Raw genomic sequence first — 26,541 nt, forward strand, 5'->3', positions numbered from 1 at the left:
CTACCGCCCCGGCGCCGTGCGTCGCGTGGCGGTGACGCGCAGGGCCGTGATCAGGACCAGCAGCACCCAGGCCACGGCCGCGTAGGCCCACGCGGTGGTGCCTCGCACCACCCCGACCGCGCTCCAGACCGACCAGATCGCCAGGACCATGAGCAGCGCGGTCCAGGCGATGTCCCCGATCCGGGCGCGCAGCTGTGCCCGCTGCCGGGTCCCGGGTTCGAGTTCCCCCAGCTCGGACGCCTGTGCAGTCTCCTGATGCACCACGGATCTCCTCCCCTTCCCTTGCGTGTGCGGAGACTCCTCGTGTATCCCGTGCGGCACCCGGCATGCGGGTCAAGTGCCGGGGCAGATGCGGAAGTTGGTGTTCCGGTGAGGGCGGGCCACCGCACGCGCCTCACCGTGCCGCCCCCGCCGAGATGCGGTGACCGCGCCCGCGTCCGACGCTGGAAGTCGGGGACCCACGGCGACCCACGGCGAAAGGGACCACGATGACCTCGGACAAGAAGCTCGGCAAGGGCGACAAGGTCTCCTGGAGCAGTCACGGAGAGGATGTCGGCGGCACGGTCGAGAGGAAGATCACTAAGCGCACGAAGGCGTCGGGGCGGACGGTGGACGCGTCGTCCGAGGACCCGCAGTACGAGGTGCGCAGCGACCGGTCCGGGAAGACCGCCGTCCACAAGCCCGGGGCCCTGAGGAAGAGGGGCAAGTCGTCGTGACCAAGGACAAGGACAAGGGCAAGGGCAACGACAAGGACGACGGCCGAGACAGGACGATCAGCCAGTTCAACGACGCCGTCAACATGTCGCCGAGCGAGCTGGAGAAGTGGCTGGAGACGGACCAGTCGAAGAGCGTGGGGTGGAGCAAGGACGGCGGGGAGAGCGTCGGTCACGCCGAGGGACGGTGCATCATCGAACTGAAGCACAAGAAGAAGGGCGACCTCGACGACGACGACGTCGCCCACATGCGCAAGGTCGTCGGCTATGTCCACCGCCACATGGCGCAGCGGCCCGGCGGGGACGTCAAGGAGACGCCATGGCGCTACAGCCTGATGAACTGGGGACACGACCCGGTCAAGGCGAAGTAGACCTCACCGCGCCGGGCCGCCGCCACCGCGCCGGGCCGCCGCCACCGTGACGCCCGTCCGCCCCGGCGCCCGTACGCCACGGCCGTGGCGAGTCAGCCGGTGCCCGTGCCCGTGCCCGCGCCGGTGCCCGTGGGGTCGCCCTCCGCCGTGGCCGTGGCGGTGAAGTGGTCCAGGGTCCCGGTGAGGTCGAGCATGCGGTCGAGGAAGCCGGGCCGGTTGTCCAGTTCCAGGGTGAGGCCGGCGGCGCTGGTGTGGCGGTGCACCATCAGCAGCGTCGACAGGCCCAGGGAGTCGATCCACGTCAGCCGCCGGAAGTCCAGCCGGAGACGCCGGAGGGCCGTGTCCGGGGCGAGGTGGTCCACGACGGTGTCGAGGAGCTCGTCGCTGGTCTCGTAGTCGAGGTCACCGACGACCTCGATGACCAGCACGTCCGATGCGTGGGTGATGTCGAGGCCGAACTCGGGCGAAGGCGTGGTCATGCGCTGGTCTCTGGGTCGGGAACGGGACGGTCGGAGCGGGTGGCGACGGCGGCGCCGCCCTCGCGGAGCAGCGCGCCGGCGCGCGGGAAGTCGTGCAGCTGCTCGCCGAGCACGTCGAGCCCGAGGAGCAGGGACCGGGCGGGTACCCGCCGTGCCTCCAGTATGTCGGCGGTCCAGGTGACGAAGTCGGTGAACAGGCGCGCGTCGTCGACGTAGAGGGCGGTGGCGAGGAAGTCGACGGTGTGGGCGAGGTCCTCGGCGGTGCGCTCGCGCTGCGCGTCGGTGTACCCGCGCAGGGGCGGGAAGCGCTCCTCCAGGTCCACCAGGGTCTGCTTGACCAACTGCGGACGGGACTGCACGACCATCGTGTACTCCTGGTCGGCCAGGTGCGGGAGGTCGTCCACGGCCTGCCGGGCGGCCGTCGGGTCCGGGGCGGGCAGACCGGCCTCCAGGGCGGCCGCGGCGGCCCGGGCGTCGGGCGCCCACCGCTCGGCGCCGAACGCGCGTCCGTACCGGCCGTCCGGACCGAAGGCCCGGCCGCCGACCATGACGGGCACGCCCACGGCCTGGCAGGCGGTGATGGCCGCGTGGGCGGCCGGCAGCCTGGTCGGGATCGAGGAGGACAGCAGGACCGCGTCCGGGTCGGTCCGGTGCAGGTGGGCGATCAGGTGCGGTCCGGGCGTCTGGGCGCCGAGGTAGTCCACCTGCCAGCCGCGCAGCTGGAGGACCTCCGAGACCAGACGGGCGGGCAGGGCGTGCCACTCGCCGTCCACGCAGGCCACGGTCACCCGGCCGCGCCGCACGTCCTTCCTGTCGGGTCTGCGCGGGGTCAGCGCGGCGATGACCCGCTCGTTGACCGCGGTGGCCGCGTGTTCCTGGGCGACCGTGATGCGGGCGGCCGCCCACTCGGCGCCGACCTTCGCCTGGACCCCGCCGATGACCTCCAGCAGGAGCGTCTCCCGGTCCAGGCCGGCGTCGAGGCCGTCGTGCAGGACGTCGGTGGCGGTGTACGCGTCGCCGCCGAGGACGGCCTTCCACAGCCGGTCGCGGAACTCGGTGGTGGCGTCGCCGGGCTCGGTCACGCGGTCCTCCCGTTCCTCTCGCGGGTACCGGCGGGACCGCCGGGCGGCTCCGGGTCCCCGGGCCCCTCGTCGTGCGCGTGCCCGTCGAGCCCGGTCGGCGGACCGGTCCTCGGCGCGCTGACGGCGACCACCGCCATGTCGTCGTGGCGGCCCTGGCCCAGCCACTGCGCGGCCAGCATCTGCACGTGCTCCACGACCGCCTCCGCCGGCATGCCGACGCACTCCGCCAGGGCCCGCTTCAGCCGCTCCACGCCGTACAGCTCGCCGCCCAGCGGTCCGCCGCGGGCCTCGGTGATGCCGTCGGTGTAGAGCAGGCAGGTCTCGCCCGGGGCGAGGTCGGTCTCCACGCTCTGCACCGACACGGCCGGCATCGCGCCCACCAGGGTGCCCCGTGTCCCGCACTCCTCCACCCGGCCGTCGGCCCGGACGATCAGCGGCGCGGGATGGCCGGCGCTGGTGAGACGCAGCCGCACCCGGCCGGCACGGCGCCGCGCGGAGGCCAGGACCAGTGTCGCGAACCGGGTGTGCCGCGACGTCAGCAACGCGGCGTTCAGCAGGTTCAGCACCTGCTGGTGATCGCCGGCGAGGGGCAGCAGGGCGTGCAGGGTGTTGCGGATCTTGCCGGTCAGCACGGCTGCGTCCAGGCCCTTGCCCGCCACGTCACCGAGCACGACGAGGGACTCCTGGGAAGGGTCGGCGCCGGCGTGCACGTCGTAGAAGTCGCCGCCGATCCGCTCGTGGTCCTGGGCGGGCCGGTAGCTGCCCGCGTACTCGACGCCGTGCAGGCTGCCGAGCTGCGGGGGCAGCAGTTCCTGCATCAGCGTCGCGGTGATGGTGGCCTGCTCGGTGTACAGGCGGGCCGCGGACAGGGCGGCCCCCGCGCGGGCGGCGAACATCCGGGCGAAGACGTCCTCGCTCTCGGTGAACGCCCGCTCGGTGCTGGACCGCAGCAGGATCAGCGCCCCGGCGGGGACGCCGTGGCCGGGCAGCGGCGTGACGATGACGGAGCCGACCGGGCCCTCGAAGCCCTCGGGGATCGCCCACGAGGGGATGTCGTCGGGGTTGATCCACCGTGTCGGCACGGGCGGGAAGCCCTGCAGCGCCTCGGCGAGACCGGGCAGCGTGTTCGGGTCGATCGCCCGCGTGACCTGGGTGACGGGGCCGCCGACGTGCGCGTAGGTGAGCGGGAAGCGGCGCCCCTGGCCGGGGGCGACCAGGAGGGCGGCGTCCGCCAGGTGCCGGGTCGCCATGCGGACGGTCGCCTCCATGTTGCGCGGCACATTGAGCGACGACAGCAGGGTGCTGGAGACCTCGGTGAGGATCGCGGCGCGCTCCTGCTCGCTGCGCAGGGTCTCCTCGGCCAGCCGGCGGTCGGTCGCGTCGATCAGCCACCACGCCACGTCCCCGTCCGCGCTCAGCCGGGCGTGGGCCTCGTAGTGACGGCCGCCGATGGCGCCGGACAGCGGCTCGGTCCGGCCCTCGCCGGGGCCGTCGGCCAGGTACCGGTGCGCCTCCGTCAGCCAGTCCGGCAGGCTCACGTGAGGGTCTTCGCCGTCCGGCACTTCGGGCAGCACGTTCCGGGCGGCGTCGTTGACCACCAGGACGCCGCCGTCCCGGTCCAGGACGAGGACCGGACAGGGAGCATCACTCCACGTCGAGCCGACGGCGGTACCGGCACCGCGTGGGGCTGCGGGTGAACCTTGGGGAGAAACCACAAGCGGGGGCACACGTGGCGCGTACCCCACCACCTCTCTCTACGTGGAAGGTTGTCTGTCGGCAACCGTCTCGCAGGTTGCCGACGGATGCAACCCGCCTCCGGACCTGCCCGGAAGGCGCCGGCCGCCGTACCGGACCGGTCCGGCAGCCGTCCCAACCGTCCCTTCCGTCCCCGTATTCCTGTTCTGCCTGCTCCCGCACCCGCTCCTGCCCCCGCTCCCGCCCCAGCGCCCGGGGTCAGCCGGGAAAGCGTCCCGTCGAGCGCAGCCGGCGGCGTCGCTCGGCGTAGGCGAGGTCGTCCCGCCACAGGCGGCCCGCGGCGGCGCGCACGAAGGGGCGGAGCACCGGAGCCATCCGGCGGGCCGCGCGGAAACCGGGCCGGTCGGAGGCGGCCACCACGGCTTCCACCACCGCGGTGCGGGGCCGGCCCCGGTCGTCCAGGCCGAGCGGCGTGGCGTGCGTCTCGACGACCGAGCCCACCCCCTCGCCCTCGGTGATGCGCATGACGACCGTACGGGGCTCCGGCGCGGTGAACACGGCCCGCACCGGTACGACCAGCCGCCCGGCGACCTTGAACGAGACGTCCACGGTGAAGCCGTCGTCCTCCTCCGCCCCGTCCGCCCCGGCACCGGCGGGGGAGTCGACCACGGTGAGGTCGACGAAGGAGTACGGGTGGAACCAGGCGCCGTGCCAGGGGTCGAGCCGGTTGGCCACCACGTCCTCGGGCTCGCAGACGCCGAAACCGGTGTAGACGGCCGTCAGCGCGTCCGCCGGATCGGGCCGGACCGGGACGACGGGCGCCGGCGTCGGCGGCTCGCCCCCGGCCTCGTCCAGCCGCACCCACACCAGCACGCCGTCGTCGTGGACGGGCAGCGGCTGCCAGCCGGCGAAGGGCCCGCCGTCCAGGGAGAGCCCGTGCCAGTGGCAGACCAGCGTGCCGCAGCGCACGGGGCTGTCCCGCAGCGGTGCGCCGAGGTGCGGGCAGGCGCCCGGCCCGGCGACCGGCCGCCCCTCGGCGTCGCGCCAGAGCACCAGCTCACGGCCGGCCACCGTGCGGCCCAGCGGCCGGTCGCCGCGCAGGTCACGGGAGGCGCCGACGACGTACCAGTTGCCCGACGGCCGGGCCTGCGCCCGCTTCAGCGTCTCCGCGATCAGCGAGGGCCGCGCGTCCCGCCAGGTCGGCCGCTGCCGCTCCCAGCGCACGGCCCCGCGGCGCAGGGTGAGCGGATAGCGGCGGCGCGGGGACCGGCCGACGGGCGGGCGGGGACGTCGCTCCGGACCGACGGGACTCACGCGACCTCCGTTCCGGCGGGACGGGCACCGGCGGGACGGGCCTCGGCCGGACGGGCACCGGCGCGACGGCCATCGGCGGGCCGGATGCCGGCGGGCCGGGGAGGAGCCGTGGAGTGGGCCGGCGCGAGGGGGAACCGGGCCCGGACGGCCGGGGCGCGGCGGCCGGTGCCGGCGCGGGCCGCCAGGCGCGCGGCCGTCAGCCGGCACAGTCCGTCCACGGCGACCGTCGCCCGGCGCCGGCGCGGCACGACGGCGCGGCGGTGCACCACGGAGTACCCGTCCTCGGCGATGGCGTCGAGGATGCCGGAGTACAGCACGAACGCGGTGCGGATGCACGGCCGGGCCACCGGGTCGAGCATGGCGAGACCGGGGACGGCCTCGCGGTAGACGCCGCGGGTGAGCTCCTCGGCGGCCCGCAGGGCCCGGGTGATCCGCGGGTCGCGGCGGCCGGTGTGCCTGCTCCACGTCAGCAGCTCACGGTCCGCGCCGTGCGCGGCCAGCAGGTCCGCGGGCAGGTACACCCGGCCGCGGTCCAGGTCCTCGCCGACGTCCCGCAGGAAGTTGGTGAGCTGGAAGGCCACCCCCAGCGCCGCCGCGTGCGGGGCCGCCTCCTCGCGCGGGACCACCGTGCCGAGCACCGGGAGCATCTGCAGCCCGATCACGGCGGCCGAACCGTGCATGTACGCGCGCAGGTGCTCGTACGTCGGGTAGTCGGTGACCTCCAGGTCGCTGTGCATGGACGTCATGAAGTCGCCGAAGTGCCGGTGGTCGATCCCGTACCGGCGGGCGGTGTCGGCGAGCGCGAGCACCACCGGCTCGGTGCTCCGCCCGGTGCGCAGCCCGGTCTCCAGATCGCCGCCGAGGCGTTCCAGCGCCGTGGCGCGCTGCCGGGCGGTCGCGCTGGTGAGGGAGTCGACGATGTCGTCGGCCCAGCGCGCGAACCCGTACAGGGCGTGCACGGCCGGGCGGCGCTCCACCGGCAGCAGCCGCGTCGCGAGGAAGTACGTCCTGCCGTGCCGGGCGTTGAGCGTGCGGCAGTGCGTGTAGGCCGCGCGGAGCGACGGCTCGGTGATGCCCGCCGCGTCGAGTTCGCGGACGGTCATGAGCGGCTTCCTTCCGCCGGTTCCGGCAGTTCCCCCATCGGTTCTCCTTCCCTCGTGGCGGACGGGACACGGTTGCGGGAGCGGGCGGCGGGCCCGCCGGTGACGCGGGCCGCGGCCAGCTTGCCGGACAGCAGCACCGTGGGGACGCCGACCCCGGGCGTGGTGCCGCAGCCGGCGAGGACGGCGTTCACGGTGCCGCGCACCAGGTTGCGCGGGCGGAACGGGCCGGTCTGGGCGAAGGTGTGGGCCGCCGAGAACGGGGTGCCCGCCGCATGCCCCTGCGCCCGCCAGTCGGCCGGGGTGACCAGGCACTGGGTCTCGATCGCCGCGGCCATGCCGGTGAGGCCGCGGCGCTCCAGCTCGGTCAGGAGCTCGTCGCGGTAGCGCGGCGCCAGGTCGCCCCACTCGGCGGCACCCGGGCCGATGTCGGTGTTGGGGCACGGCGCGAGGACGTAGTGCAGATGGCGGCCCGGCGGCGCGAGGTCCGGGTCGGTGGCGGTGGGGCGGGTGATGAGCAGGGACGGGTCGCTCATCAGGCTGCCGGTGCGGGTCAGCTCGTCGAAGGTACGGTGCCAGGACGCGCCGAACGACAGCGTGTGGTGGGCCAGCTCGGGCCAGGTCCGGTCGGTGCCGGCGTGCAGCACCACCGCCGAGGGCGAGAACCTCAGACGCGCGGCCCGGCGCGGCGCCCGGCCCAGCAGCCGGTAGACGACGGGCAGGTCGGGGGTGAGGACGACGGCGTCGCAGGGGATCCGCTCGTCCTCGGTGACCACCGCCGTGACCCGGTCGCCGGACCGCTCCAGCCGGCTGACCTCCTGTCCGAACCGCAGGTCGGCGCCCGCGTCGGCGGCGGCGTCCGCCATGGCCCGGGGCAGGGCGTGCATGCCGCCGCGCGGGAAGTACACGCCGGCGACGGTGTCCATGTAGGCGATGATCGCGTAGGCGGCCAGGGCACGCGCCGGGGGCACGCCCGCGTACAGCGCCTGGAAGGAGAAGATCCGCCGCAGCCGCTCGTCCCGCAGGAAGCGCCCGATCGCCGCGTCCAGCCGGCCGAAGCCGCCGAGCGCCGCGAGCCGCGCGAGGTCGGGGTGGGCCAGGTCCAGCGGGGAGTCGAAGTTGCTGTCGATGAAGCGGCGCATCTGGACCTTGTGCAACCGCTCCAGCCAGTGCCGCAGCCGCCGGTACCCGGCGGCCTCCCCGGGCCCCGCGAACCGCTCGATCTCCGCCTCCATCGCCGCGCCGTCCGTGTGCACGTCCAGCGCGCTGCCGTCGGCGAACCGCGCCCGGTAGGCGGGGTCGAGTGCGATCAGCTCGACCCGGTCGTACAGGCTGTCGCCCACCGCGGCGAAGGCCTCGTCCGCGAGGTGGGGCATGGTCAGCACGGTGGGTCCGGTGTCGATGCGGTACCCGTCGCGCTCCAGCAGCCCGGCCCGGCCGCCGGGCAGCGGGTCCCGCTCGACGACGGTGACCCGGCGGCCCGCGCCGAGCAGGTGCAGCGCGGCCGACAGGCCGGACAGGCCGGCGCCGACCACCACGACGTGGTCGGTGCGTCCGCGTACGGTGCGGGTCATCGGCTCCACCCCTCGGCCCCGGCGGCGGTCAGGAGGACGGAGCGGCCGGGCGGCCCGGTGCCGGCGGGCGGCGCCGGCAGGCCGCCGCGCCCGTCGGGCACGCCGGCCACGGAGCACAGCAGCCCGCGCAGCCGCCGGCGCGGGCCGGGATCCAGGTCCGCGGCGGCCAGGTGGCGCAGGGCTCGGGCGGCCAGACGGTCGATCCGCGCCTCCACGATGCGGCGGGCCCCCGTCGTCACCAGCACCTCCCGCACCCGCGCGAGCTGAGCCTCCGACAGGTCCGGGCGGCCGAGCGAGCGCCGCAGGACGACGAGGGAACGCCGGTCGCCCGCGGCCTCGGCCCGGGCCCGCGCCAGGGCCACGAGGTAGGTGGGCTTGCCGCTGCGGATGTCGCCGCCCGACGGTTTGCCCGTCCGGCGGGGCTCCGCGAACACGTCGAGGAGGTCGTCGCGGAGCTGGAAGGCCAGCCCGGCGCACCGCCCGGCCGACGCGAGGGCCCGCGTCGTGGCGGCGTCGGCCCCGGCGAGCGCCGCGCCGAGCCCGAGCGGCCGCTCCACGGAGTACAGGGCGCTCTTGAGACAGGCGGCCCGCAGCGCACGGGCCGTACGGTGCGCGGAGGTCGCCTCGCCCTGCACGTCCAGGTACTGCCCGGCCACCATCTCCGTGCGCATGGCGCGCCACACGCCGCGCACCCGGCGCGCGGTGCCCGGGGCGAGCACGGTGTCGGTGACCAGGTCGTCCGCCCAGGCGAGCGCGAGGTCCCCGGCGAGTATCGCGGCGGCCTCGCCGAGCCGTACGCCGCCCGCCCCCGGGACGCTCCCGGCGTACTGGGCGGTGATGTCGGTGTGCAGGGCGGGCCGGCCGCGGCGCAGCCGGGCGCCGTCCATCACGTCGTCGTGCACCAGGGCGCACGTCTGGATCAGTTCGAGCGCCGCGCCGATCCGCAGGGCGGCCTCGGCGGACGCGGCGTCCGTGCCCCCGCAGGCCCGCATCCCCCACCACACGAAACGGGACCGGACGCGCTTGCCGCCGTCCAGCGTGAACCGCGCGACCCGCTCGGCGATGTCCCGCGCGAACACCTCGTCCGTCGCCCGGGCCCGGCCCACCCGGTCACCGAGCACCTGCGCGAGGACCCGGCCCACGGCGCCCGGCACGTCGGCGTCCACGGCCGGCAGGTCGTGCACGTCCACGGGGAAGGGGAGGTCCGCGTCCGGGAAGGACGGCTCGCCCGCGCCGGGCCCCGGCAGGGCGCCCACCTCCGGGACGTCGTCCTCGACGGGGTACCGGTCCGCCTCCGCCTGGCCGCGTGCCGGTCCGGCCGTGCGATGTCCGGTGGCCTCGGTGGAGCGCATCCCGGTTCCTCTCGTCGTCCGTCGGGCGGCCGACCTCCTCCCGGTGCACGACGCGGACGCGGATCGCGTGCGCCCGGGCGCAGGGGGTGAGGTCCCGCCTCTGGGTAGCCTCGTGGCACCCGGAGTAAACGTGCGTGCTCGGACGGTACGTGTGACATGCGCCGCACGCGGGCGTGACCCGCGGGCAGGGCGACATGCACCCGTCCGGGTTTGCCCGCGGCCGACCGGGAGACCGGGAACGCGAAGGCCACCGACGGGCCGAACGGCCCCGCCCCGGAACCCCGCCGCGCGTGTCCGCGTCCCGGCGGGTGCGGCAGCCTGGATGCTTGCGACGGGGCACCCATCGTGGACGCGTGCTCGAGGAGGGACCCATCGTGCTGCAGGCGGACGTCGCCATCGTGGGCGCCGGAGCCGCGGGTCTGTCCCTCGCGCACCGGCTCGCCCGCCCCGCCACCGGGGCCCCGCGGCTGTCGGTGGTCCTGCTGGAGGCACCCCCGGGCCCGTTGCGGGCCCCCAGACGGACCTGGTGCTTCTGGGAGCCGGCGGCCGGCCCGTACGACGCCGCCGTCACCGCCTCCTGGCGCACGCTCCGCGTCCGCTGCCCGCGGGGGCGCGTCATCGAGGGCGACATCACGCCGCTGCGCTACAAGATGATCCGGTCGGACGACTTCGAGGAGCTCGTCGCGCGCGACCTCGCGTGCTCCGCCGTGGTCCGGCGGGTCGAGGCGGCCGTCGACACGGTCCAGGGGATCGCCGGGGGCGCGGAGGTCCAGGCGTACGAGGGGGACGGGCGCCCGCTCACGGTGCGCGCCCGCTGGGTCTTCGACTCCCGCCCCCTCGGCAGCCTCCCCGCCGCCCGCACCACGCTGCTGCAGCACTTCCGGGGCTGGTTCGTCCGGGCCGGCCGGCCGGTCTTCGACCCGGGCGCGGTGGAGCTGATGGACTTCCGCACGCCCCAGCCGGAGCACGGGCTGTCGTTCGGGTACGTGCTGCCGGTCAGCAGCCGGCAGGCGCTGGTGGAGTACACGGAGTTCTCCCGCGAGGTCCTGGCGCCCGACGGGTACGACGCGGCGCTGCGCCACTACACGGAGGAGATCCTGGGGCTGCGCGACCTCGAGGTGACCTCGTCGGAGAGCGGAGTGATCCCGATGACGGACGCGCCGTTCGCCCGGGAGAGCGGGCCGTCCGTGTTCCGGATCGGCGCCGCCTCGGGCGCGACCCGCCCCTCGACCGGGTACACCTTCGCGGCCGTCCAGCGGCAGACACGGGCCGTCGCCGCCGCCCTGCGCGCGGGGCGGCGCCCGCTGCCGCCGTCCGGGCACGCGGTGCGCTCGCGCGCCATGGACGCCGTCCTGCTGCGCGCCCTGGACAGCGGCCGGATCGACGGGGCGGCGTTCTTCGCCCGGCTCTTCGAGCACGTGCCCGCCGGGCGTCTGCTGCGGTTCCTCGACGGCCGCACCCGGCTGCACGAGGACATCGCGATCGGTCTGCGCACCCCCGTCCGGCCGATGCTCCGCACCGCAGCCGAACTGCCCTTCCTGCCCCGCCGCCCCTTCACCGACCCCTGATCCGGGAGACTCCATGACCCTGCTGCGCGACGCCGACCTGGCGGAAGCGTTCGACCACGCCTCCGGCAGCTACGACCTGCTCGTGGCCGCCAACCCCGGCTACCACGCCCACCTGCGGCGCTCCGTGCGCCGCCTCGGCCTGTCGCACGGCGGGGACGGGCTCCGCGTCCTGGACCTCGGCTGCGGGACCGGCGCCTCGACGGCCGCCCTGGCCGCCGTCCTGCCCGGTGCGGAGATCACGGCGGTGGACGCGTCCGCGGGGATGCTGGACCGGGCCGCCGCCAAGCCCTGGCCGGGGCACGTGACCTTCGTGCACGCCCCCGCGGAGGGCCTGGCGGAGGCAGGGGTGCGGGGCCCGTTCGACGCCGTCTTCGCCGGGTACCTCCTCCGCAACGCCGCCGACCCCGACGCCGTGCTGCGGGCGGTGCGCGAGGTGCTGGCGCCGCACGGGCGGCTCGCGGTGCACGAGTACACCCTCAGCGGCCGGGCCCGGCACCGCGCGGTGTGGACGGCGGTCTGCGGCGGCGTCGTCCTGCCCGTGGCGTCCGCCCTCGGCGACGGGCGGCTGTACCGGCACCTGTGGCGCAGCGTCGTGGAGTTCGACACGGCGGGCCACTTCGCCGACCGCGTCCGCGCCGCGGGCTTCGACCGCGTACGGGTCCTGCCGCTGCCGGGCTGGCAGACCGGCATCACCCACACGGTCGTGGGCCGACGGCCCGGGACGGGGCAGACGGACGCGGGGGCCGCGTCCGGAGGCGGCCGGAGCGCGGTACCGGCGGGTGCCGGGAAGCCCCCGGCGGCCGACCGGGGAGCTCCGGAGGGCGGCGGAACCCCGCCGGGGGACGGCTCACCCGCGCAGGCGGGTGGCCGGGCCGCGACGAGCGGCACCCCGGGAGATGCGGGAACGGACCGGGTCGGTCCGGAGGGCGGCCGGGTCGTGATGCGTGACGCTCGGGGGACTCCGGGGGCGAACGGGGCTGCGACGAGTGGCGCCCGGGAGGTTCCGGGGGCAGCCGGGGCCGCGACGAGCGGTACCCGGGGCGCTCCGGGAACGAACCGGCTCGGTGCGGCGGCCGGCCGGGCCGTCGACGGCGGCGTCCGGGTCGCACCGGCGGACAAGGGGTACGCGCGGGTGGGTGAACGGGCCCTGCCGGACCGGGGCGGCGCGGCGCGCGACCGGACCGGACCGGAGACCGGTCCGGCCGCCCCGGCGGGTGACCGATGAGCGCCCCCCGTGACCCGCGGGCCGCGGCGCGGCGCGGCCGGGACCGGCGGGCCGAGGTGCTGCGGGCCCGCCCCGGGGCGCCCCGGATCACCGGCACCCCGCCCAGCACCGCCGTCGTCGGCGGCGGCATCGCGGGACTGGCCGCCGCGACGGCCCTCGCCGAGCGCGGCGTGCGCGTGACCCTGTACGAGCGCGAACCGGTGCTCGGCGGACGTCTCGCCGGCCGCCCCACCACCCTCGCCGACGGCAGCACGGTCACCATGAGCCGCGGCTTCCACGCGTTCTTCCGGCAGTACTACAACCTCCGTGGTCTGCTGCGCCGCACGGACCCGGGCCTGGACCGTCTCACCGGCCTCCCCGACTACCCGTTGCACCACGCGAACGGCCTCCGCGACGGCTTCCGCCACGTGCCCCGCACCCCGCCGTGGAGCGCCCTCGGCTTCGTCGCGACGAGCCCCGCCTTCGGCGCCCGCGACCTGCTGCGCATGAACCCGGTCGCCGCGCTGCCGCTGCTCGACGTCCGGGTGCCGGAGGTGTACGAGCGCCTGGACGCCGTCAGCGCCCAGGACTTCCTGGACGCCATCCGCTTCCCCGAGGCCGCCCGGCACCTGGCGTTCGAGGTGTTCTCCCGCAGCTTCTTCGCCGACCCGGGGGAGCTGTCCGCCGCCGAGATGGTGCTGATGTTCCACATCTACTTCCTCGGCTCGGCCGAGGGGCTGCTCTTCGACGTGCCGGACGAACCGTTCCCCGCGGCCCTCTGGGACCCCCTCGCCGGGTACCTGCGCGGCCACGGCGCCGGCCTCCGCACCGGCGAGTCCGTCGAGACCGTGTCCCCGCGCGCGGACGGCGGCTTCGACGTCGTCACCCCGCGCGGGCAACGCACGTACGACACCGTGGTCCTGGCCCTCGACGCCGCCGGGCTCCGCGCGCTCGTCGCACGCTCCCCGGACCTCGCCGACGCCCCCTGGCGCGCCCGCGTCGCCCGGCTGCGCAACGCCCCGCCGTTCCTCGTCTCCCGGCTCTGGCTGGACCGCCCGGTCGACCGCCACCGGCCCGGCTTCCTCGGCACCGCCGGCTACGGCACCCTGGACAACGTCAGCGTCCTGGACCGCTGGGAGGGCGAGGCGGCCCGCTGGTCGGCCCGCACCGGCGGCTCGGTGGTCGAACTGCACGCGTACGCCCTCTCCGGGGACGCCCCGCGCGACGTCGAGCAGAAGCGCCTGCTGGAGCAGCTGCACCGCGTGTACCCCGAGACCCGCGACGCCGGAATCGTCGACGAACGGCACGAGTGGCGCGCCGACTGCCCGCTGTTCCCCGTGGGCGGCCACGCCGACCGGCCCACCGTGCGGACCCCGGACCCCGGGCTGACGGTGGCGGGCGATCTCGTCCGGACGGACCTGCCGGTCGCCCTGATGGAGCGCGCGGCGACCACCGGATTCCTCGCGGCCAACGCCCTGCTGGAGCGCTGGGGCGTCCGCGGACAGACGCTGTGGACGGTCCCGAACCGGGGGCGGGGCGCCGTCCTGCGGGGCCTGGCGCGGTGGGGGAACGGATGACCCGCCGGGCGCCGCGCGCCGCTCAGCAGGGGTCCCGCCACACGTCCAGCTCGAGCTTCTTCCGCATGGACGACAGGCGCAGCCCGCGCGCCTGCGCGCAGAACTCCTCGGTCCGCTCCCGGTACTCGACGTGGAACACCGCCTTCCCCGCCTCGATGAACGGCCTCAGCGCCGCGCACTCGCCGAACTCCGCGCACTCCTCGTTGACCGCGAACTCGAAGTCGCCGACGAGCTCGGGGATCTGCGCCAGGTCGTTCTTCAGACCGACGGCCAGCCCCCGTTCGTGGGCGATGTCCGCGATCATGCGGTTGTACGCGAGCTGGTCCTCGGCGGTGAGCGGGAAACCGGTGTCGTTCGCGTACCCCTCCATCAGGTCGGGCTCCACCGCGTCGAAGCCCTTGTCCCGGCACATGTCGAAGCGGCGCTCCATGAGCGGGCGCAGTACGGACAGCTCGCGGATGTCCAGCCAGCGCTCGCCCTCCCAGTCGTTCGGGCGGCCCAGCACCGACCGGGGGAAGTCGTCCGCGTCGGGCCGGAAGTCCTCGTACGCGCCCACGTTGACGTAACAGATCACCTTGCGGCCGTCGGCGTGGAGGCGGGCCACGTCGGCGGCCGTGTTCTCGAAGCCGTCGATGTCGTACACGGGGACGTCCACGGACGGGTCGACCCGCCCGTCCAGCTGCCACTGCCAGTCGACCCCCGGCCGCGGCTGCCAGACGGCGCCGCGGTCACCGCCGCCGCCGTCCGCGGCGCACCCGGTGGCCACGGCCGCCGTCAGCACGGCCGCCGCCAGGGCCGCGTACGCCCGTGCCGCCCGTCCCGTCGTCCCGCCGCTCATCAGTCCCCCGCCTGTGCCAGCGCGGGCGTCAGCTCCGCCCACGGATTGGGCAGTTCACCGGTCACCGGGCCGCACACCGCCGCGCCCCGCTCCCCGGCGGTGCGCACGGCGAGCGGGACCAGTGCCTCCGGTACGCCGTAGATCAGGTGGCAGAACCGCTCGGCGGCGTGCCGCTCGGTCCACCGCGGCCGGTGGTACGCCGACACGTACGTCGACCAGTGCCCCTCGAAGGTGACGACCAGGTCGGCCACGCGCGCGTACCCGGGCGCCGGATGGACCCCGGGGTTCAGCACGACGGGCCGGGCGCCGAGCCGTCGCACCCGCCTCACCAGTCTCCGGCAGGCGGTCAGCCGGTCCGCGCCGGAGGGCGCCCGGTCGAGGAAGCAGCCGTCGGCCGCGTACCAGTCGCGGTGCCGTACGACGTCGGCCGCGACCGCGTCGGCGGGGCGCTCCCCGTAACCGGCGTCCACGTAGCCGAGCAGCCGGACACCGGCCGAGCGCAGCGCGCGGGCGGCGGTGACGAAGGCGGGATCGGGCTGTCCGCCCGGGCCGCTCGCCGGGTTCAGCACCACGCCGTAGACCCGGTCCGCCATCGGTACCAGCCGCTGCCAGGCCACCGGGTCCACGGCGGGGTGGACGTACAGCGGTACCAGAATGCTCAACGGTCCCCGTCGCCCTCCGCCGCGCCCGCCGCCGACCACAGCGCGGCCAGCGACGCCCGGAGCGTGTACGACGGCCGCCACAGCAGCGCCTGACGGGCCGCGCCGATGTCCGAGCACTGCCAGGACACCCCGCCCGAGCGCGCGGAGGCGGCGCCGCCGTCCTCCTCGATCCGCCCCCGGAACCCGGCGATCCCGGCCAGCGTGTGCACCAGGTCGCGGACCCGGACGGCCCGCCCGCCGCCGATGTTCAGCACCCGTGGCAGCGGTCCGGACGCGGTCGCCGCGAGGACCACCGCGCGGGCCACGTCGCGGGCGTCCACGAAGTCCCGGTAGGCGGACAGGTCGCCGAGCCGGAGGACCGCCTCCCGGTCCCCGGCCGCCTCGCGCAGCAGCCCCGCGACCCGGCCCGGCAGTCCGCCCGGCGGCGCGCCCGGCCCGACGGGGTTGCCCACCCGCAGCACCACGGCGTCCAGGCCGGACGTGGTCACCGCGACGGTGCCGGCCAGCTTGGTCGCGCCGTACGGGGACAGGGGACGGGTCGGCGCGGACTCCGTCACCCGGCTCCCCGCGCCGCCCGGCCCGTACTCGGCGGCCGAACCCAGGTGCACGAGCCGTGCCTTGGGCGCGGCCTGCCGCAGCGCCTCGCACAGCACCGCGGTGCCCCGGGCGTTGACCTCGGCGAGGGTGACGGGGTCGCCGCCGACGGCGCCGGCGCAGTTGACCACCGCGTCCGGTGCCGCCGTCGCCAGGGTCCCGGCCAGTTCCTCGGCGCCGGTGGTGGCCAGGTCGACGCCGTAGCACGCCCCGGGCGACCGTCCGGCGCGCAGGACGGCTATCTCCGGCAGCAGGCGCAGGTGCTCGACGACATGACCGCCGAGATAGCCGGTGTGGCCCAGGACGAGTACGCGCATGACGGTGCTCAGGCTCCCTTGAGCAGCAGGGACTTGCGGCTGGTGAACTCGGCGTTCGCCCGGTCATAGTCGTCCGGGCGGCCGATGTCCAGCCAGTATCCGCCGAACTCGTAGGCGTGGGGCGGGTTCTGGGCATCGAGCAGGTCGAGGACCAGCTCGTCGAAGCCCAGGGGCAGCCCGGCCGTGTAGCTGTCGAGCGTGGCGCGGCTGAGCCCGTACACGCCCATGGAGACGCGGTAGTCCAGGTTCGGCTTCTCGGTGAAGCCGACGACCTTGCTGTCGTCGGTGGTCAGCACCCCGAAGTCGATCTTCACCGTGCGGGCGTAGGTGGCGATGGTCAGCGGCGCGCCCGACTCGCGGTGCCGCCGCAGCACGTCGGCGTAGTCGAGGTCGGTGAGGATGTCGCCGTTCATCACCAGGAACTCCTCCGGCAGCCGGTCCCGCATGGTGAGCAGCGGGCCCATGGTGCCGAGGGGACTGTCCTCGGTGGCGTAGTCGATGGTCATGCCCCACTGGGACCCGTCGCCCACGTAGGCGCGGATGATCTCCCCCAGGTGCCCGATCGCGAGGGTGCAGCTGGTGAAGCCGGCCGCCGCGAGCTGGCGCAGCACGATCTCCAGGATGGCGTGCTGGTCGCCGATGGGCACCAGCGGCTTGGGCAGCGCGGTCGTGTAGGGCCGCAGCCGGACGCCCTTGCCTCCCGCCAGGATCACTGCGTGCATGGGCTCTCCTTCATGGACGTGTGGACGTGCCTTGACGTGACGTGCCGTGGTGCCGGTCCGGGACGCGCGACGGACCGTCAGATGTTGTAGATGTCGGTCTTGTAGCGGGCGAGGTTGGCCGGATCGCGGAAGAACCCGGCGGTCTGCGCGAGGCCCTGCTCCAGGCTGTGCGCGGGCTCCCAGCCGGTGACGGAACGGAGCCGGGTCGCGTCCGCGACGAGCCGCATCACCTCGGAGCCCGCGGGCCGCACCCGCTGCTCGTCCTCGCGGACGTCGACCTCGGTGTCCATCACCTTGCCGATCAGCGCGACCAGGTCGCCGACCGAGATCTCACCGCCGGTGCCCGCGTTGAACGTGCGGCCCACCACCTTCTCCGCCTCGGCCGTGCCCACCGCGAGGAACGCCTGCGCGGTGTCCTTGACGAAGGTGAAGTCGCGGGTGGGGCGCAGGTCCCCGAGGGTGATGGTGCGCGTCCCGGCCGCGAGCTGCCCGATGACGGTGGGGATGACGGCCCGCATGGACTGCCGGGGGCCGAAGGTGTTGAACGGCCGCAGCGTGACGACCGGGGTGCCGAAGCTCGCGTAGTAGCTGTCGGCCAGCCGGTCCCCGCCCGCCTTCGACGCGGCGTACGGCGACTGGGTGTTGATGGGGTGGTCCTCGGTGATCGGCACGGTCTGCGCGGTGCCGTACGTCTCGCTCGTCGAGGTGTGCACGAGCCGGGGCGTGCCGAGGGCGCGGACGGCCTCCAGGACGTTGAGCGTGCCGGTGACGTTGGTGTCCACGTAACTGTGCGGCGCCCGGTACGAGTACGGGATCGCGATCAGGGCCGCCAGGTGGTAGACGCAGTCGGCGCCCTCGGCGAGGCCGCGGACCGAGCCGGGGTCGCGGACGTCGCCGAGCACGATCTCGACCTGGTCGAGGACGTCCTTCGGCAGGGTCTCCAGCCAGCCGTAGGAGGAGAAGGAGTTGTACTGGGCCATCGCTCTCACCCGGTGCCCGGAGGCGACCAGCGCCTCGGTGAGGTGGGAGCCGATGAAGCCCTCGGCTCCGGTGACGGCGGCGAGCGGTGCGGAACTCAACTCGGGGTTCCTTCCGGTAGGGGGTGGGTGGCGGATCAGGCGTGTGCGGAGGGCCGGCCCAGGGTGTGCAGGGCCCATCCGGTGAGGAGCACCGCGGCAGACCCGCAGCACAGCGACAGCAGGGCGGGGTCGGGCGGCGGACGGAACAGGGCGAGCGCGCCCGCGGCGGCCGCCGCGGCGACGCACACCGCGGCGGGCACCCAGGCCGTGCCGAACGCCTGCAGCAGCAGCGCGGTCCACAGCGCGGCCGCGAGCAGCAGCAGGGGCAGCGGTTCGGCGCCGGTCAGCAGCGCGGCGGGCAGCAGGGGAGCCAGGTAGGCGAGCAGGCAGAGCGCGAGGATGCCGGCGGAACGGAGCCGGAACCCGCGCAGGGTGGAGGTCGCCCGGAGGGCCGCCACGGACAGCCCGCGGTACCGGTACAGGAGCCACTCGGCCGGTCCCATGCTCACCGTCAGCACGATCACGGCGTACGGCTCCCAGCGGCCCTGCACCAGCACCAGCACGCCCGCGGCCAGCCCGAACAGGCCGTACGGCAGGGAGAGCACCGGGCGCGGCCGGACCGCGTTCGGGGCGGGGGCCGCCGCGAGCGTGCCGCGCAGCACCCAGCCAGCCGCGACGAGCACGGCGAGGAGCGACAGCAGGGGCAGCCCCGCCCGCAGCACGGGGCCGGGTTCCCACCAGGGCAGCGTGACCGCGCCCGCGACGAGCGGGGCGAGCGCCGCGAGGAGCAGCCGCTCCCGGGCGAGCACCAGCAGCACTCCGGCGCAGGCCAGGTACACGGACTGCCCGGCCGTGAACAGCGCCGCGCCCGGGCCGGGAACGCCGGTCAGCGCACCGGCCGCCGTCGCCAGGACGGCACCCACGGGTGCCCCCGCGAGCAGCGTGCGCCCCGCCTCCCGGCGCCCCGAGGCCAGCCGCAGGTACGCCCGGTGGCCCAGCGCCTGGCCCCACGCCCACGACACGAGACCGGCCACGACCAGGGCGGTCAGCCCGCCGCCCGACTGCCACAGCCGCGCGGTGAGCAGATGGGCGAGCCCCGGCAGCGCGAACAGCAGCCCGCGCAGCAGGCACCGCACGTGGTCGGGCCGCCACGGGTCGGGCGGTGACGCCGGCTCGGGGAAGCTGCGCGGCACCCGGTCGTACACGGCCGCGGCGAGCGAGAACAGGTTCTTGTGGCCGTACTGCTCCCGGACCGCCTCCCCGGTCAGGCCCTCCGACTCCAGCAGCGCGGCGATCTCGTACGGGTGCACGGCCGCCCCGGCCCGGTCCGCCAGGTCGGCGGCGAGCCGGTCCACCGCCTCCCGCTGTCCGTGCCGGGGCAGCCACAGGGCGAGGGTGTGCTCGTTCGACGTCCGCGGGGACTTCGCGGGGTCGTCGGCCCTCCGCAGGGCGACGGTGAGGGCGTCCGCACGCCGCTCGTCCCGTGCCCACGAGGGCACCCTGCGGCTGTTCACCGTGCGCAGGGCGAGGGTGCGATCGTCCGTGGCACGAGGGGCGGACGCACCGCCGTTCCGCGCGTGGCCGCCGTCCGGTGCCGGCGAGGACCTCGCGGGTCCGCCCGCCGTCCGCAGGGCCAGGGTGTGGTCGTCCCCGTCGCGGCGCGCGGGCGCGCGGTCGTCCTCCGCGGGGTGATCCTTCCGTGTCCCTGAGGACGCCGCTTCGTCAGGGACCGTCCGGAGGGCCACCGTCCGCTCCTCCGCCAGCCGCAGCGACAGCGCGTCGTCCCCCGCGTCGTCCGGCTCCAGCGCCAGCGGCCCGCTCATCCGGCCACGCTCCTCAGGCCGGTGGCGGCGACGTCGTCCGAGGCCCGCGTCTCGTCCGGCGCAACCCCGCCGCGCTCCGCCAGCTCCAGGTAGATGGACCGGAAGGCGTCGACGGTCTGCCGCAGCGTGAACTGCTCGATCACCCGCAGCCGTGCCGCCTCGCCCATCCGCCCGCGGCGTTCCGCGTCGCCGAGCAGCTCCAGCGCCGCGGCGGCCATCGTGGCCGGGTCGCGCGGCGGGACGACGAGACCGGTGTCGCCGACGGCCTCGCGCACCCCGCCCACGTCCGTGGAGACGGTGGCCCGCCCGCAGGACATGGCCTCGATCAGGGTGAAGGGGAAGCCCTCGCTGATGCTGGAGAGCATCACGACGTTCCCGGCCGCGTACGCGTCCTTGATGTCGTCGACCCGGCCCTCGAACGTGACCGCGTCGCCGTGCCCGAGCTCCGCGGCCAGCGCCTCGCACCGCTCCCGGTACGCCTCGCCGCCGCGCGGGGTGCCGCCGAACAGCCGCAGCCGCGCCTCGGGCAGCTTCTCCCGTACGAGGGCGAAGGCGCGGATCAGCGTCTCCAGGTCCTTGATCGGGTCGACGCGGCCCGCCCAGCTCAGGGTGGGCGCCGTGGGCTCGGGCCCGGCCGGCGGGAACGCCGCGGGGTCGACGCCGTTGTAGACGGTGCGGATCAGCCGGGGATCGGCCCCGCCCTCCTCCTCCCACAGCCGGTTGTACCGGTTGCCCGGCGTGACCAGGGCGGCCCGCCGGTACGTCTCCTCCGCCAGCAGCCGGAAGAAACCGAGGACGACCGCCTTGACCGGCCAGCGGTAGGGCGCTGTGCGGTACCCGAGGTAGCGCTCGCGCAGGTAGACGCCGTGCTCCGTCAGCAGCAGCGGGACGCCGTGCCGCCGCAGACCGGTCAGCCCCGGCAGGACGGCGACACCGCCGCTGACCGCGTGCGCGACCCCCTCCTCGGGCGGGGGAGCGGCCAGCGGGCGCAGGGCGTGCTCCAGCAGCATGGTGGCGGTGACGGCGTCGTGCAGGGTGGGCCGCGCCTCGCGCGCCGCCACCCCCGGACGGTTCCACACGGAGGCGAGGACGCCGAGCGCCCGGTCGCCGCGCAGGAAGGGGCTCAGCTCCCCGGCGGCGGCCGCGTCCGCGAGCCCGTACAGGGCGGGCCCGAACCCGTCCTCGGCGGACGGGTCGAGCAGGGCGGTGACGAACCGCTCGTGGATGTCGGCGAGGTGCCGCTCGCGGCGTCCGCGCGGTGGCCGTCCGTCGGGGGCCGGTCCCCACATGGGGACCGAGGTGACACGTGCGACGTGGGCGGGGACGTCCCAGACGACCGGTTCCCGGCCGGTGCCGGTCACCGCGATGACGTCGAAGTCGATGTCGGGCATGCCGGTGACGAGCTGGTCGCACCAGACGCTCACACCGCCATGACTGTGGGGATACGTTCCTTCGGTGAGCAGGGTGACGCGCGTCGCGCCGGAGCGGCGCGCGCCGTGGAGAACGTGCATGGTTGTGCTCCGCCGTTGTGGGCCGGTGTGGGGTGGTGCGGGTTGCGGCCGGGACCGGGCGACCTGGTGGGTCACCCGGGCCGCACGAGCCGTTCGGGACGGACGTCCTCCCGCCCCGGGCGGCCGATCTGGCCGCCCGGCGCGCTGGAGCCGTCCGTGCGCCTTGCGGGACCGGAACCCGTGCTCGGGTGCGGAGCGGTCAGCTCTGCGGTGCGTACGGCACCGGCTCGGTCACCCCGGCGGGCACACGCGTGTCCGGCGCCGGGGACGAGGGCCCGGTGCCGTCGGCGGACGGCGCGGCCGACGGCGCGGCCGGGACCGAAGCCGGCGGCAGGGCGAGGGCGAGCGGCTGCGCGGCCGCGGGCGTCCACGCGGAGACCAGACCGGCGTACGCGTCGCCGTACGCGGCACCGCCCGCGGTGGTGCCCGCGGTCATGGTGGCGGGCACGGCCACTCCCTCGGGCGCCTCGACGGTCACCGTGCCGCCGATGCGGTATGCGGTGACCCGGCCGGCGTCGACGGCGGCCTGCCAGGCCGCCCGCCGCTCCAGCTCGGCGCCGATGTCCCGCTGCCGCAGGTTCACCACGGGGGTGTCGTCGGCGAAGAGGGCGGAGTACTGCTCCAGGACACCGTCGAGCACCGGGTAGGCGATGCGCTCCTCGGCCAGGTTTGACTGGTGGATGAAGTGCGGCCTGGGGTCGTTGCCGAGGACGTGGCCGAGCGCGATGCGCGTCTCCAGCGGGACGATGTGGTCGGCGTACCCCGTGGCCGTGTCCAGCGGCTCCGGCAGGCAGGTGGTGGTCGCGGGGTTGTCCTCGCAGATGCCGCTGCCGCCCTGGGCGCGGCTGGTGTAGATCCAGTTGTACTCGTCGACCTGTTCGGCGGCGCGCCCGGCGTTGTAGAAGACGTTCATGGGGTAGCGCGGGACGGTCAGGGCGGGACCGACCCGACGCTGGCCCGGGTCACGGGAGTTGTCCGAGGCGAGCCAGGTGACGCCGTTGTCGGCGAGGGCCGGGCCGAGGTGGGGGTTGTCCTCGGGCTGCTGCGGGGTCACCTTGAGACCGGAGTGCTCGCCGGTCACGAGTTCGCCGTTCTCCAGGGGCAGCCCGTTGGTCTCGCCCCACACCCGGTTCAGCGCGATCTCGTCGGATATCTCGGTGCGGCTCGTCCAGTCGACGGCGCCGCCGGCGGTGGTGGCGCAGCGCCACGGCACCACGCTGGTGTCCTGCCTGCAGCCCAGGAAGGCGTGCGTGTACGTGTGGTTGATCCAGCGGAACTCGTCGCGGACGGCGAGGAACCGGTCGGTGAGCTCGTCGGCGCCGCCGTTCTCCTCGCGGTGGTCGACGCTGCCGGCGGCGTTGTAGGCCAGGTCGAGCGTGAAGCCGCGGGAGTCCTGCCAGGCGGTGGCGTGGTCGACGTCCGCCGCCGTCATCCGGATCGGGTCGGGCTCCACGTCCGGGTCCGTGCAGTCGACGTCGCCGGGCGTGCAATTGAGCTCGCTGTTCCAGCGGTCGTCCGCGGCGAGCACGTCGTCCACGTGCACGGCGAAGTAGTTGTGGGAGGCGCCGAGGTGGACGCCGCCGGTCATCCACGCGACGATGCCCCGGGCCAGCAGCCGGAACTGCTGCTGGTGCTGGTTGTAGACGAAGGTGACGACGAGTTCGCGCCGCCCGTCGTGCCGGTACTCGCCGACGAGCGACCCCTTGGCGGACCGCCCCGGGATCTGCGCCTGGACGTACGGCGTGAAGTCGGCCCCGGCGACGGGGGTGGACAGGTAGGCGTAACTCTCGCTGATCGCCGGGTCGTTGTCCTCGAACGGCACGGCCCCGTCGAGGTAGCCGAAAGGACCGGACCGGCCGGCCGCCGTGACCTCGGCGGTCGTACCGTCCAGGCTGCCCGCGTAGCCGCTGCCGACGCCGTACTGGAGGCCCACCTCGGGACGGGCGTACGTGTAGGCGTCGACCTGGGGGATCGCATACGTCCGCTCGTACTCCACCAGGGCCGCCATCTCGGCGGATCCCGCGGGGAAGGGGTTGTCGTCGGGCAGCACGACGGCCTGGTACCTGGCGCGCGGCCGGCCGTCCACCGTGTCCGCGAGGAAACCCGCGTCGATCACCGGCCGCCCGGACTGCTCCAGGTCGACCTCGGTGTACGGCGTGCCGGCCTTCTCCAGCTCGGCGGCGATCGCGCCGGTGGCCGGTCCGCCGTCGCTCACCACCAGGACCCGGAGGTCGATCCGGGGTGTGGTGCCGTCGGCGTGGGCCGTCCCCACGGGCCAGCCGAGCGTGGCGATCAGTGCTCCCACGGTGCACAAGGCCGTGCGCATGCTCCGCTTCATGCGGTCGAGTCCCCTCCCCAGGGACGGGGTGAGCACAGCCCCCTGCGGACCGAGACGCACCCCCGTGCGAACGCCGTCGCCCCCCTCAGGCTTTCGGTCGGTCCGCATCCGTCCCGCTCACATAGTGGGGCCCATGTGGAACTCATGTGCGCCTGCTGCGAAACATGACGGAAAAACGCAGGTGTTCAATCGGGCTGAAGGGACAGGAGAAGGGGTTGGTCCGACGTCTTCCAGCCGCCCGCCCACAGATTCGACATCTCCGCACTCGCGCAGGTCCGGCCCGGATCGGAGACGCCGGGAGCGAGGTGCCGGCACGTCGCGCGGCGCCACTGGTACATACCTCGCGGCTATTTCCCCACCTGATCGATTTCAGGTCACGTGTCAGCGGTGCGGAGACGGCCGCCCCCCACGGGAAAGGGGCGGCCGTCGTCGGGAGGTGCCGGTGCGGCGGATGTGGAGGCGGGCTCACGGGGAGGGGGGCGAGCCGCCGTCACACGCGCAGCGGGGGAACCACCCGGAGCGCGGGACGCACGTGGCTCACGGGAAGGGAACGGAGCCGTGGACGCCCGCGCGGCATCCGGCGCCCGGTTCAGCTCCGGGCGGGCGGTGCGGGGGTCAGGCGCACAGCACCCGGACCTCGGGCGTGTAGGCCGGGCCGCCGCTGATGCTCGTGCTGTCGCTGAACTCGGCGTAGTAGTACGAGTAGAAGCCGATGTTGCCGTTGCAGCCGGAGTCCTCGGCGATCTGCAGCGTGAGCGTGACGGTACGGCTCTGCCCCGGCGGGACGGTCGTGCCGTAGTTGCCGCCGAGGTCGGCCGGCCCGGTGCCGGAACAGGGGACCGCTCCGTCGGCCGTGGCGAGGCTGCACGCGGTGAAGCTGTACTTCAGGTCGGGGCGCTGCGTGGTGAGCCAGGTCGGGTCGATGGTCTGGTACACGAACCAGACGTCGTAGGTGTGGTTGTTGGTGAGCGTCATCGACAGGTCGACCGTGCCGCCCGGCTGGACGGTCGCGCTGCCGGCGCTGAAGGTCAGGTCCGCGGTGTCCGCCGGCGCCGCGCTCGCGGCGGGGGCCATGCCGAACAGGGCGAGGAGGAGCGTGAGGAAGGAGGCGAGCCCGAAGCGTCTCATCTGTGTGCGTCGCATGGCCCGGGAGGCTACGAGAGGCACGGGCGAACCGTCCTCCCCGTGCGGCGCAGCGGTCACTCCGGCGGCCGGAAGTGTGCGCTCTGTGAAGGTCCTGTGACGGACTGTTCGTGTGGTGTCGTGGGAGACGTCCGTGCACGTGGCGACGGAAGCGACTTCCGGAAGCCGTGGGTCCGGTGGGACAGGGGGATCCGGCGGGCGCTTTTCGATCATTGGCGCATATCGGATGGGGGCGGGCGCGGGGCGAGCACACGGGAACGCGGGCCTCCGGCCCGTGCGCGTCCCTCGCTATGCTGCCGAAGGACCGTTCGGACGAACATTCCGTGCGTCCGTGCGGGGCGCGGTGAGGGAAGGGAAGGACCGGCCGGTATGCGGGAACCTGCCGAAGCGCGACGCCGGCGGATCCTCGCGGTGGTCCAGTCCCGCGGCTCGGCCCGGGTGCGCGACCTCGCGGCCGAGCTGGAGGTCTCGGTCGTCACGGTCCGCCGGGACGTCGAGGAACTGGCGCGCCGCGGAGCGCTGAGGCGCGGGCACGGGGTGGTGCGCCCCGTCGTGCCGGTGGAGCGGACCGCCCGCCCCGCCGCCCCGTACGGCCGTGGCGACGCCGTCGCCGTGGTGGTCCCCGAACGTCACGCCTACCTCCAGGAGACCCTGCACGGCGCGCGCGGCGTGCTGGAAGAGGCCGGGATCCGGATCGCGCTGCACATCGCGCCCCAGGCCGCGGGCGCCGAACGGCCCATCGTGGAGAGCGCGCTGGCGGGCGGCGCGCGCGGGCTGCTCATCGCGCCCCGCTGGCGCGGCGCCGACGAGGAGGACGCGGACGCGCGCTGGCTGGCCGAGACGGGGGTGCCGACCGTTCTCATGGAGCGCCGTCCGGACCGGGGCGGCCCGCTGCACGCCGTGGACTCGGTCTGCTCCGACCACCGGTACGGGGTGCACCTCGCGGTGGACCACCTGGTGGCGCTCGGGCACCGGCGCATCCTGCTCGCCGCCCGCGACGACAGCCCCACCGCCCGCGCGGTGCGGTCGGCCTTCGCCCGGATCGCCGCGGACCGGCCGGAGATCGAGGACTGGTGCGTGGTGCTGAGCGCCCCGGCCACCGCGCCCGGCCGCGGGGCGGCGCGGCCCGCCCCGCTGGACCTGGCCGCGCTGCTCCGTGAGCGCCGCGCGACCGGCGCCCTGCTGCACGGGGACGTGGACGCGCTGATGCTGGTGCAGCAACTCGCCGACGCGGGGGTTCGGGTGCCGCGGGACTGCTCGGTGGTGGCGTACGACGACGTGGTGGCCGCCCTGGGCAGCGTGCCGTTGACGGCCGTGGCACCGCCCAAGGCGGAGGTGGGCCGGGCCGCGGCCGAACTCCTCCTGCGCCGCCTGGCGTTCGAACACGGCACCGCCACCGTGCCGGAGGCGGTGCGGCGCATCGAGCTGCTCCCGGAACTGAAGGTCCGCGGCTCGGCGCAGGCTCCGCCGGCCGGGGGCCCGCTCACGGACTCCCGGTCCGCGTCCGCTTAGCCCCGGGCTCCGCGGCGACCCCCGCGCCGGGGT

At 75.3% G+C, this 26,541-nt stretch carries 22 protein-coding genes and 1 pseudogene; 6 read left to right on the plus strand and 17 right to left on the minus strand.

The features are described 5' to 3' along the window. Entirely contained in the window at window positions 1-261 is a 261-nt protein-coding gene (locus tag IEZ04_RS10045; RefSeq protein ID WP_189216381.1) for a hypothetical protein, read from the minus strand. Window positions 262-488: 227 nt separating this feature from the next. Between IEZ04_RS10045 and IEZ04_RS10050 the strand changes: the two genes are divergently transcribed. Both IEZ04_RS10050 and IEZ04_RS10055 read left to right on the plus strand, forming a co-directional pair. After that, window positions 489-716, plus strand: a complete 228-nt coding sequence (locus tag IEZ04_RS10050) for a hypervirulence associated TUDOR domain-containing protein (RefSeq protein WP_189216382.1) — start codon at window positions 489-491, stop codon at window positions 714-716. After that, window positions 713-1,084, plus strand: a complete 372-nt coding sequence (locus tag IEZ04_RS10055; RefSeq protein ID WP_373296283.1) for a DUF3140 domain-containing protein — start codon at window positions 713-715, stop codon at window positions 1,082-1,084. Before IEZ04_RS10050 ends, IEZ04_RS10055 begins: the two co-directional genes overlap by 4 nt. A gap of 92 nt (window positions 1,085-1,176) precedes the next feature. Here IEZ04_RS10055 and IEZ04_RS10060 read toward each other — a convergent pair whose 3' ends face one another. From IEZ04_RS10060 to IEZ04_RS10090, 7 genes are all read right to left on the minus strand, one after another. Continuing rightward, the gene (locus IEZ04_RS10060; protein ID WP_189216383.1) at window positions 1,177-1,563 is read right to left on the minus strand and encodes an STAS domain-containing protein; all 387 of its coding nucleotides are present in this window, start codon (window positions 1,561-1,563) and stop codon (window positions 1,177-1,179) included. Beyond that, entirely contained in the window at window positions 1,560-2,645 is a 1,086-nt protein-coding gene (locus IEZ04_RS10065; RefSeq protein WP_189216384.1) for a cobalamin B12-binding domain-containing protein, read from the minus strand. Before IEZ04_RS10065 ends, IEZ04_RS10060 begins: the two co-directional genes overlap by 4 nt. Then, complete coding sequence (locus IEZ04_RS10070; protein ID WP_229820923.1) at window positions 2,642-4,360, minus strand: PP2C family protein-serine/threonine phosphatase; 1,719 nt, start codon at window positions 4,358-4,360, stop codon at window positions 2,642-2,644. The genes IEZ04_RS10065 and IEZ04_RS10070 overlap by 4 nt, the downstream gene beginning before the upstream one ends. 238 nt (window positions 4,361-4,598) lie before the next feature. Beyond that, the gene (locus IEZ04_RS10075; protein WP_189216386.1) at window positions 4,599-5,654 is read right to left on the minus strand and encodes a DUF5914 domain-containing Rieske (2Fe-2S) protein; all 1,056 of its coding nucleotides are present in this window, start codon (window positions 5,652-5,654) and stop codon (window positions 4,599-4,601) included. After that, entirely contained in the window at window positions 5,651-6,757 is a 1,107-nt protein-coding gene (locus IEZ04_RS10080; protein ID WP_189216387.1) for a phytoene/squalene synthase family protein, read from the minus strand. Before IEZ04_RS10080 ends, IEZ04_RS10075 begins: the two co-directional genes overlap by 4 nt. Further along, complete coding sequence (crtI, locus tag IEZ04_RS10085) at window positions 6,754-8,328, minus strand: phytoene desaturase family protein (RefSeq protein ID WP_189216388.1); 1,575 nt, start codon at window positions 8,326-8,328, stop codon at window positions 6,754-6,756. The genes IEZ04_RS10080 and crtI overlap by 4 nt, the downstream gene beginning before the upstream one ends. Next, the gene (locus IEZ04_RS10090; RefSeq protein WP_189216389.1) at window positions 8,325-9,680 is read right to left on the minus strand and encodes a polyprenyl synthetase family protein; all 1,356 of its coding nucleotides are present in this window, start codon (window positions 9,678-9,680) and stop codon (window positions 8,325-8,327) included. Before IEZ04_RS10090 ends, crtI begins: the two co-directional genes overlap by 4 nt. A gap of 374 nt (window positions 9,681-10,054) precedes the next feature. On the opposite strand from IEZ04_RS10090, the gene IEZ04_RS10095 reads away from it, so the two are divergent. From IEZ04_RS10095 to IEZ04_RS10105, 3 genes and pseudogenes are all read left to right on the plus strand, one after another. Then, window positions 10,055-11,248 carry a lycopene cyclase family protein gene (locus IEZ04_RS10095; protein ID WP_189216647.1) on the plus strand — a complete coding sequence of 398 codons (1,194 nt, stop codon included), beginning with the start codon at window positions 10,055-10,057 and terminating at the stop codon, window positions 11,246-11,248. A 13-nt stretch (window positions 11,249-11,261) separates the two neighbouring features. After that, window positions 11,262-11,978 (plus strand): annotated as a pseudogene (locus IEZ04_RS10100) (methyltransferase domain-containing protein); the annotation flags it as partial. Between the two features lie 491 nt (window positions 11,979-12,469). Next, window positions 12,470-14,029: an FAD-dependent oxidoreductase gene (locus IEZ04_RS10105; RefSeq protein ID WP_189216390.1), complete on the plus strand. Its 1,560-nt coding sequence runs from the start codon at window positions 12,470-12,472 to the stop codon at window positions 14,027-14,029. Window positions 14,030-14,051: 22 nt separating this feature from the next. Here IEZ04_RS10105 and IEZ04_RS10110 read toward each other — a convergent pair whose 3' ends face one another. From IEZ04_RS10110 to IEZ04_RS10150, 9 genes are all read right to left on the minus strand, one after another. Further along, window positions 14,052-14,867, minus strand: a complete 816-nt coding sequence (locus tag IEZ04_RS10110) for an endo alpha-1,4 polygalactosaminidase (RefSeq protein ID WP_189216391.1) — start codon at window positions 14,865-14,867, stop codon at window positions 14,052-14,054. Then, window positions 14,867-15,529 carry a spherulation-specific family 4 protein gene (locus tag IEZ04_RS10115; RefSeq protein WP_189216392.1) on the minus strand — a complete coding sequence of 221 codons (663 nt, stop codon included), beginning with the start codon at window positions 15,527-15,529 and terminating at the stop codon, window positions 14,867-14,869. The genes IEZ04_RS10110 and IEZ04_RS10115 overlap by 1 nt, the downstream gene beginning before the upstream one ends. Continuing rightward, window positions 15,526-16,440, minus strand: a complete 915-nt coding sequence (locus tag IEZ04_RS10120; protein ID WP_189216393.1) for an NAD-dependent epimerase/dehydratase family protein — start codon at window positions 16,438-16,440, stop codon at window positions 15,526-15,528. The genes IEZ04_RS10115 and IEZ04_RS10120 overlap by 4 nt, the downstream gene beginning before the upstream one ends. 8 nt (window positions 16,441-16,448) lie before the next feature. Beyond that, entirely contained in the window at window positions 16,449-17,162 is a 714-nt protein-coding gene (locus tag IEZ04_RS10125; RefSeq protein WP_189216394.1) for a nucleotidyltransferase family protein, read from the minus strand. A 77-nt stretch (window positions 17,163-17,239) separates the two neighbouring features. Next, window positions 17,240-18,241: a GDP-mannose 4,6-dehydratase gene (locus tag IEZ04_RS10130; RefSeq protein ID WP_189216395.1), complete on the minus strand. Its 1,002-nt coding sequence runs from the start codon at window positions 18,239-18,241 to the stop codon at window positions 17,240-17,242. 35 nt (window positions 18,242-18,276) lie between these two features. After that, entirely contained in the window at window positions 18,277-20,004 is a 1,728-nt protein-coding gene (locus IEZ04_RS10135; RefSeq protein WP_229820924.1) for a hypothetical protein, read from the minus strand. Continuing rightward, the gene (pelF, locus tag IEZ04_RS10140) at window positions 20,001-21,515 is read right to left on the minus strand and encodes a GT4 family glycosyltransferase PelF (protein ID WP_189216396.1); all 1,515 of its coding nucleotides are present in this window, start codon (window positions 21,513-21,515) and stop codon (window positions 20,001-20,003) included. The genes IEZ04_RS10135 and pelF overlap by 4 nt, the downstream gene beginning before the upstream one ends. A gap of 199 nt (window positions 21,516-21,714) precedes the next feature. Continuing rightward, complete coding sequence (locus tag IEZ04_RS10145) at window positions 21,715-23,853, minus strand: hypothetical protein (protein ID WP_189216397.1); 2,139 nt, start codon at window positions 23,851-23,853, stop codon at window positions 21,715-21,717. A 615-nt stretch (window positions 23,854-24,468) separates the two neighbouring features. Beyond that, window positions 24,469-24,996: a COG1361 family protein gene (locus IEZ04_RS10150; protein ID WP_229820925.1), complete on the minus strand. Its 528-nt coding sequence runs from the start codon at window positions 24,994-24,996 to the stop codon at window positions 24,469-24,471. A gap of 369 nt (window positions 24,997-25,365) precedes the next feature. Here IEZ04_RS10150 and IEZ04_RS10155 point away from each other — a divergent pair, with 369 nt between their 5' ends. Then, window positions 25,366-26,508: a substrate-binding domain-containing protein gene (locus IEZ04_RS10155; RefSeq protein WP_189216398.1), complete on the plus strand. Its 1,143-nt coding sequence runs from the start codon at window positions 25,366-25,368 to the stop codon at window positions 26,506-26,508. Window positions 26,509-26,541: the final 33 nt, after the last annotated feature.

The organism is Streptomyces ruber (genome assembly GCF_014648075.1).
GTDB lineage: Bacteria > Actinomycetota > Actinomycetes > Streptomycetales > Streptomycetaceae > Streptomyces > Streptomyces ruber.

Coding starts and splice junctions, on each gene's coding strand:
- crtI (WP_189216388.1), bottom strand. CDS start 8,328: ATGACCCGCACCGTACGCGGACGCACCGACCACGTCGTGGTGGTCGGC.
- IEZ04_RS10145 (WP_189216397.1), bottom strand. CDS start 23,853: ATGAAGCGGAGCATGCGCACGGCCTTGTGCACCGTGGGAGCACTGATC.
- IEZ04_RS10080 (WP_189216387.1), bottom strand. CDS start 6,757: ATGACCGTCCGCGAACTCGACGCGGCGGGCATCACCGAGCCGTCGCTC.
- IEZ04_RS10150 (WP_229820925.1), bottom strand. CDS start 24,996: ATGCGACGCACACAGATGAGACGCTTCGGGCTCGCCTCCTTCCTCACG.
- IEZ04_RS10120 (WP_189216393.1), bottom strand. CDS start 16,440: ATGCGCGTACTCGTCCTGGGCCACACCGGCTATCTCGGCGGTCATGTC.
- IEZ04_RS10050 (WP_189216382.1), top strand. CDS start 489: ATGACCTCGGACAAGAAGCTCGGCAAGGGCGACAAGGTCTCCTGGAGC.
- IEZ04_RS10125 (WP_189216394.1), bottom strand. CDS start 17,162: ATGCACGCAGTGATCCTGGCGGGAGGCAAGGGCGTCCGGCTGCGGCCC.
- IEZ04_RS10060 (WP_189216383.1), bottom strand. CDS start 1,563: ATGACCACGCCTTCGCCCGAGTTCGGCCTCGACATCACCCACGCATCG.
- IEZ04_RS10135 (WP_229820924.1), bottom strand. CDS start 20,004: ATGAGCGGGCCGCTGGCGCTGGAGCCGGACGACGCGGGGGACGACGCG.
- pelF (WP_189216396.1), bottom strand. CDS start 21,515: ATGCACGTTCTCCACGGCGCGCGCCGCTCCGGCGCGACGCGCGTCACC.
- IEZ04_RS10110 (WP_189216391.1), bottom strand. CDS start 14,867: ATGAGCGGCGGGACGACGGGACGGGCGGCACGGGCGTACGCGGCCCTG.
- IEZ04_RS10090 (WP_189216389.1), bottom strand. CDS start 9,680: ATGCGCTCCACCGAGGCCACCGGACATCGCACGGCCGGACCGGCACGC.
- IEZ04_RS10155 (WP_189216398.1), top strand. CDS start 25,366: ATGCGGGAACCTGCCGAAGCGCGACGCCGGCGGATCCTCGCGGTGGTC.
- IEZ04_RS10105 (WP_189216390.1), top strand. CDS start 12,470: ATGAGCGCCCCCCGTGACCCGCGGGCCGCGGCGCGGCGCGGCCGGGAC.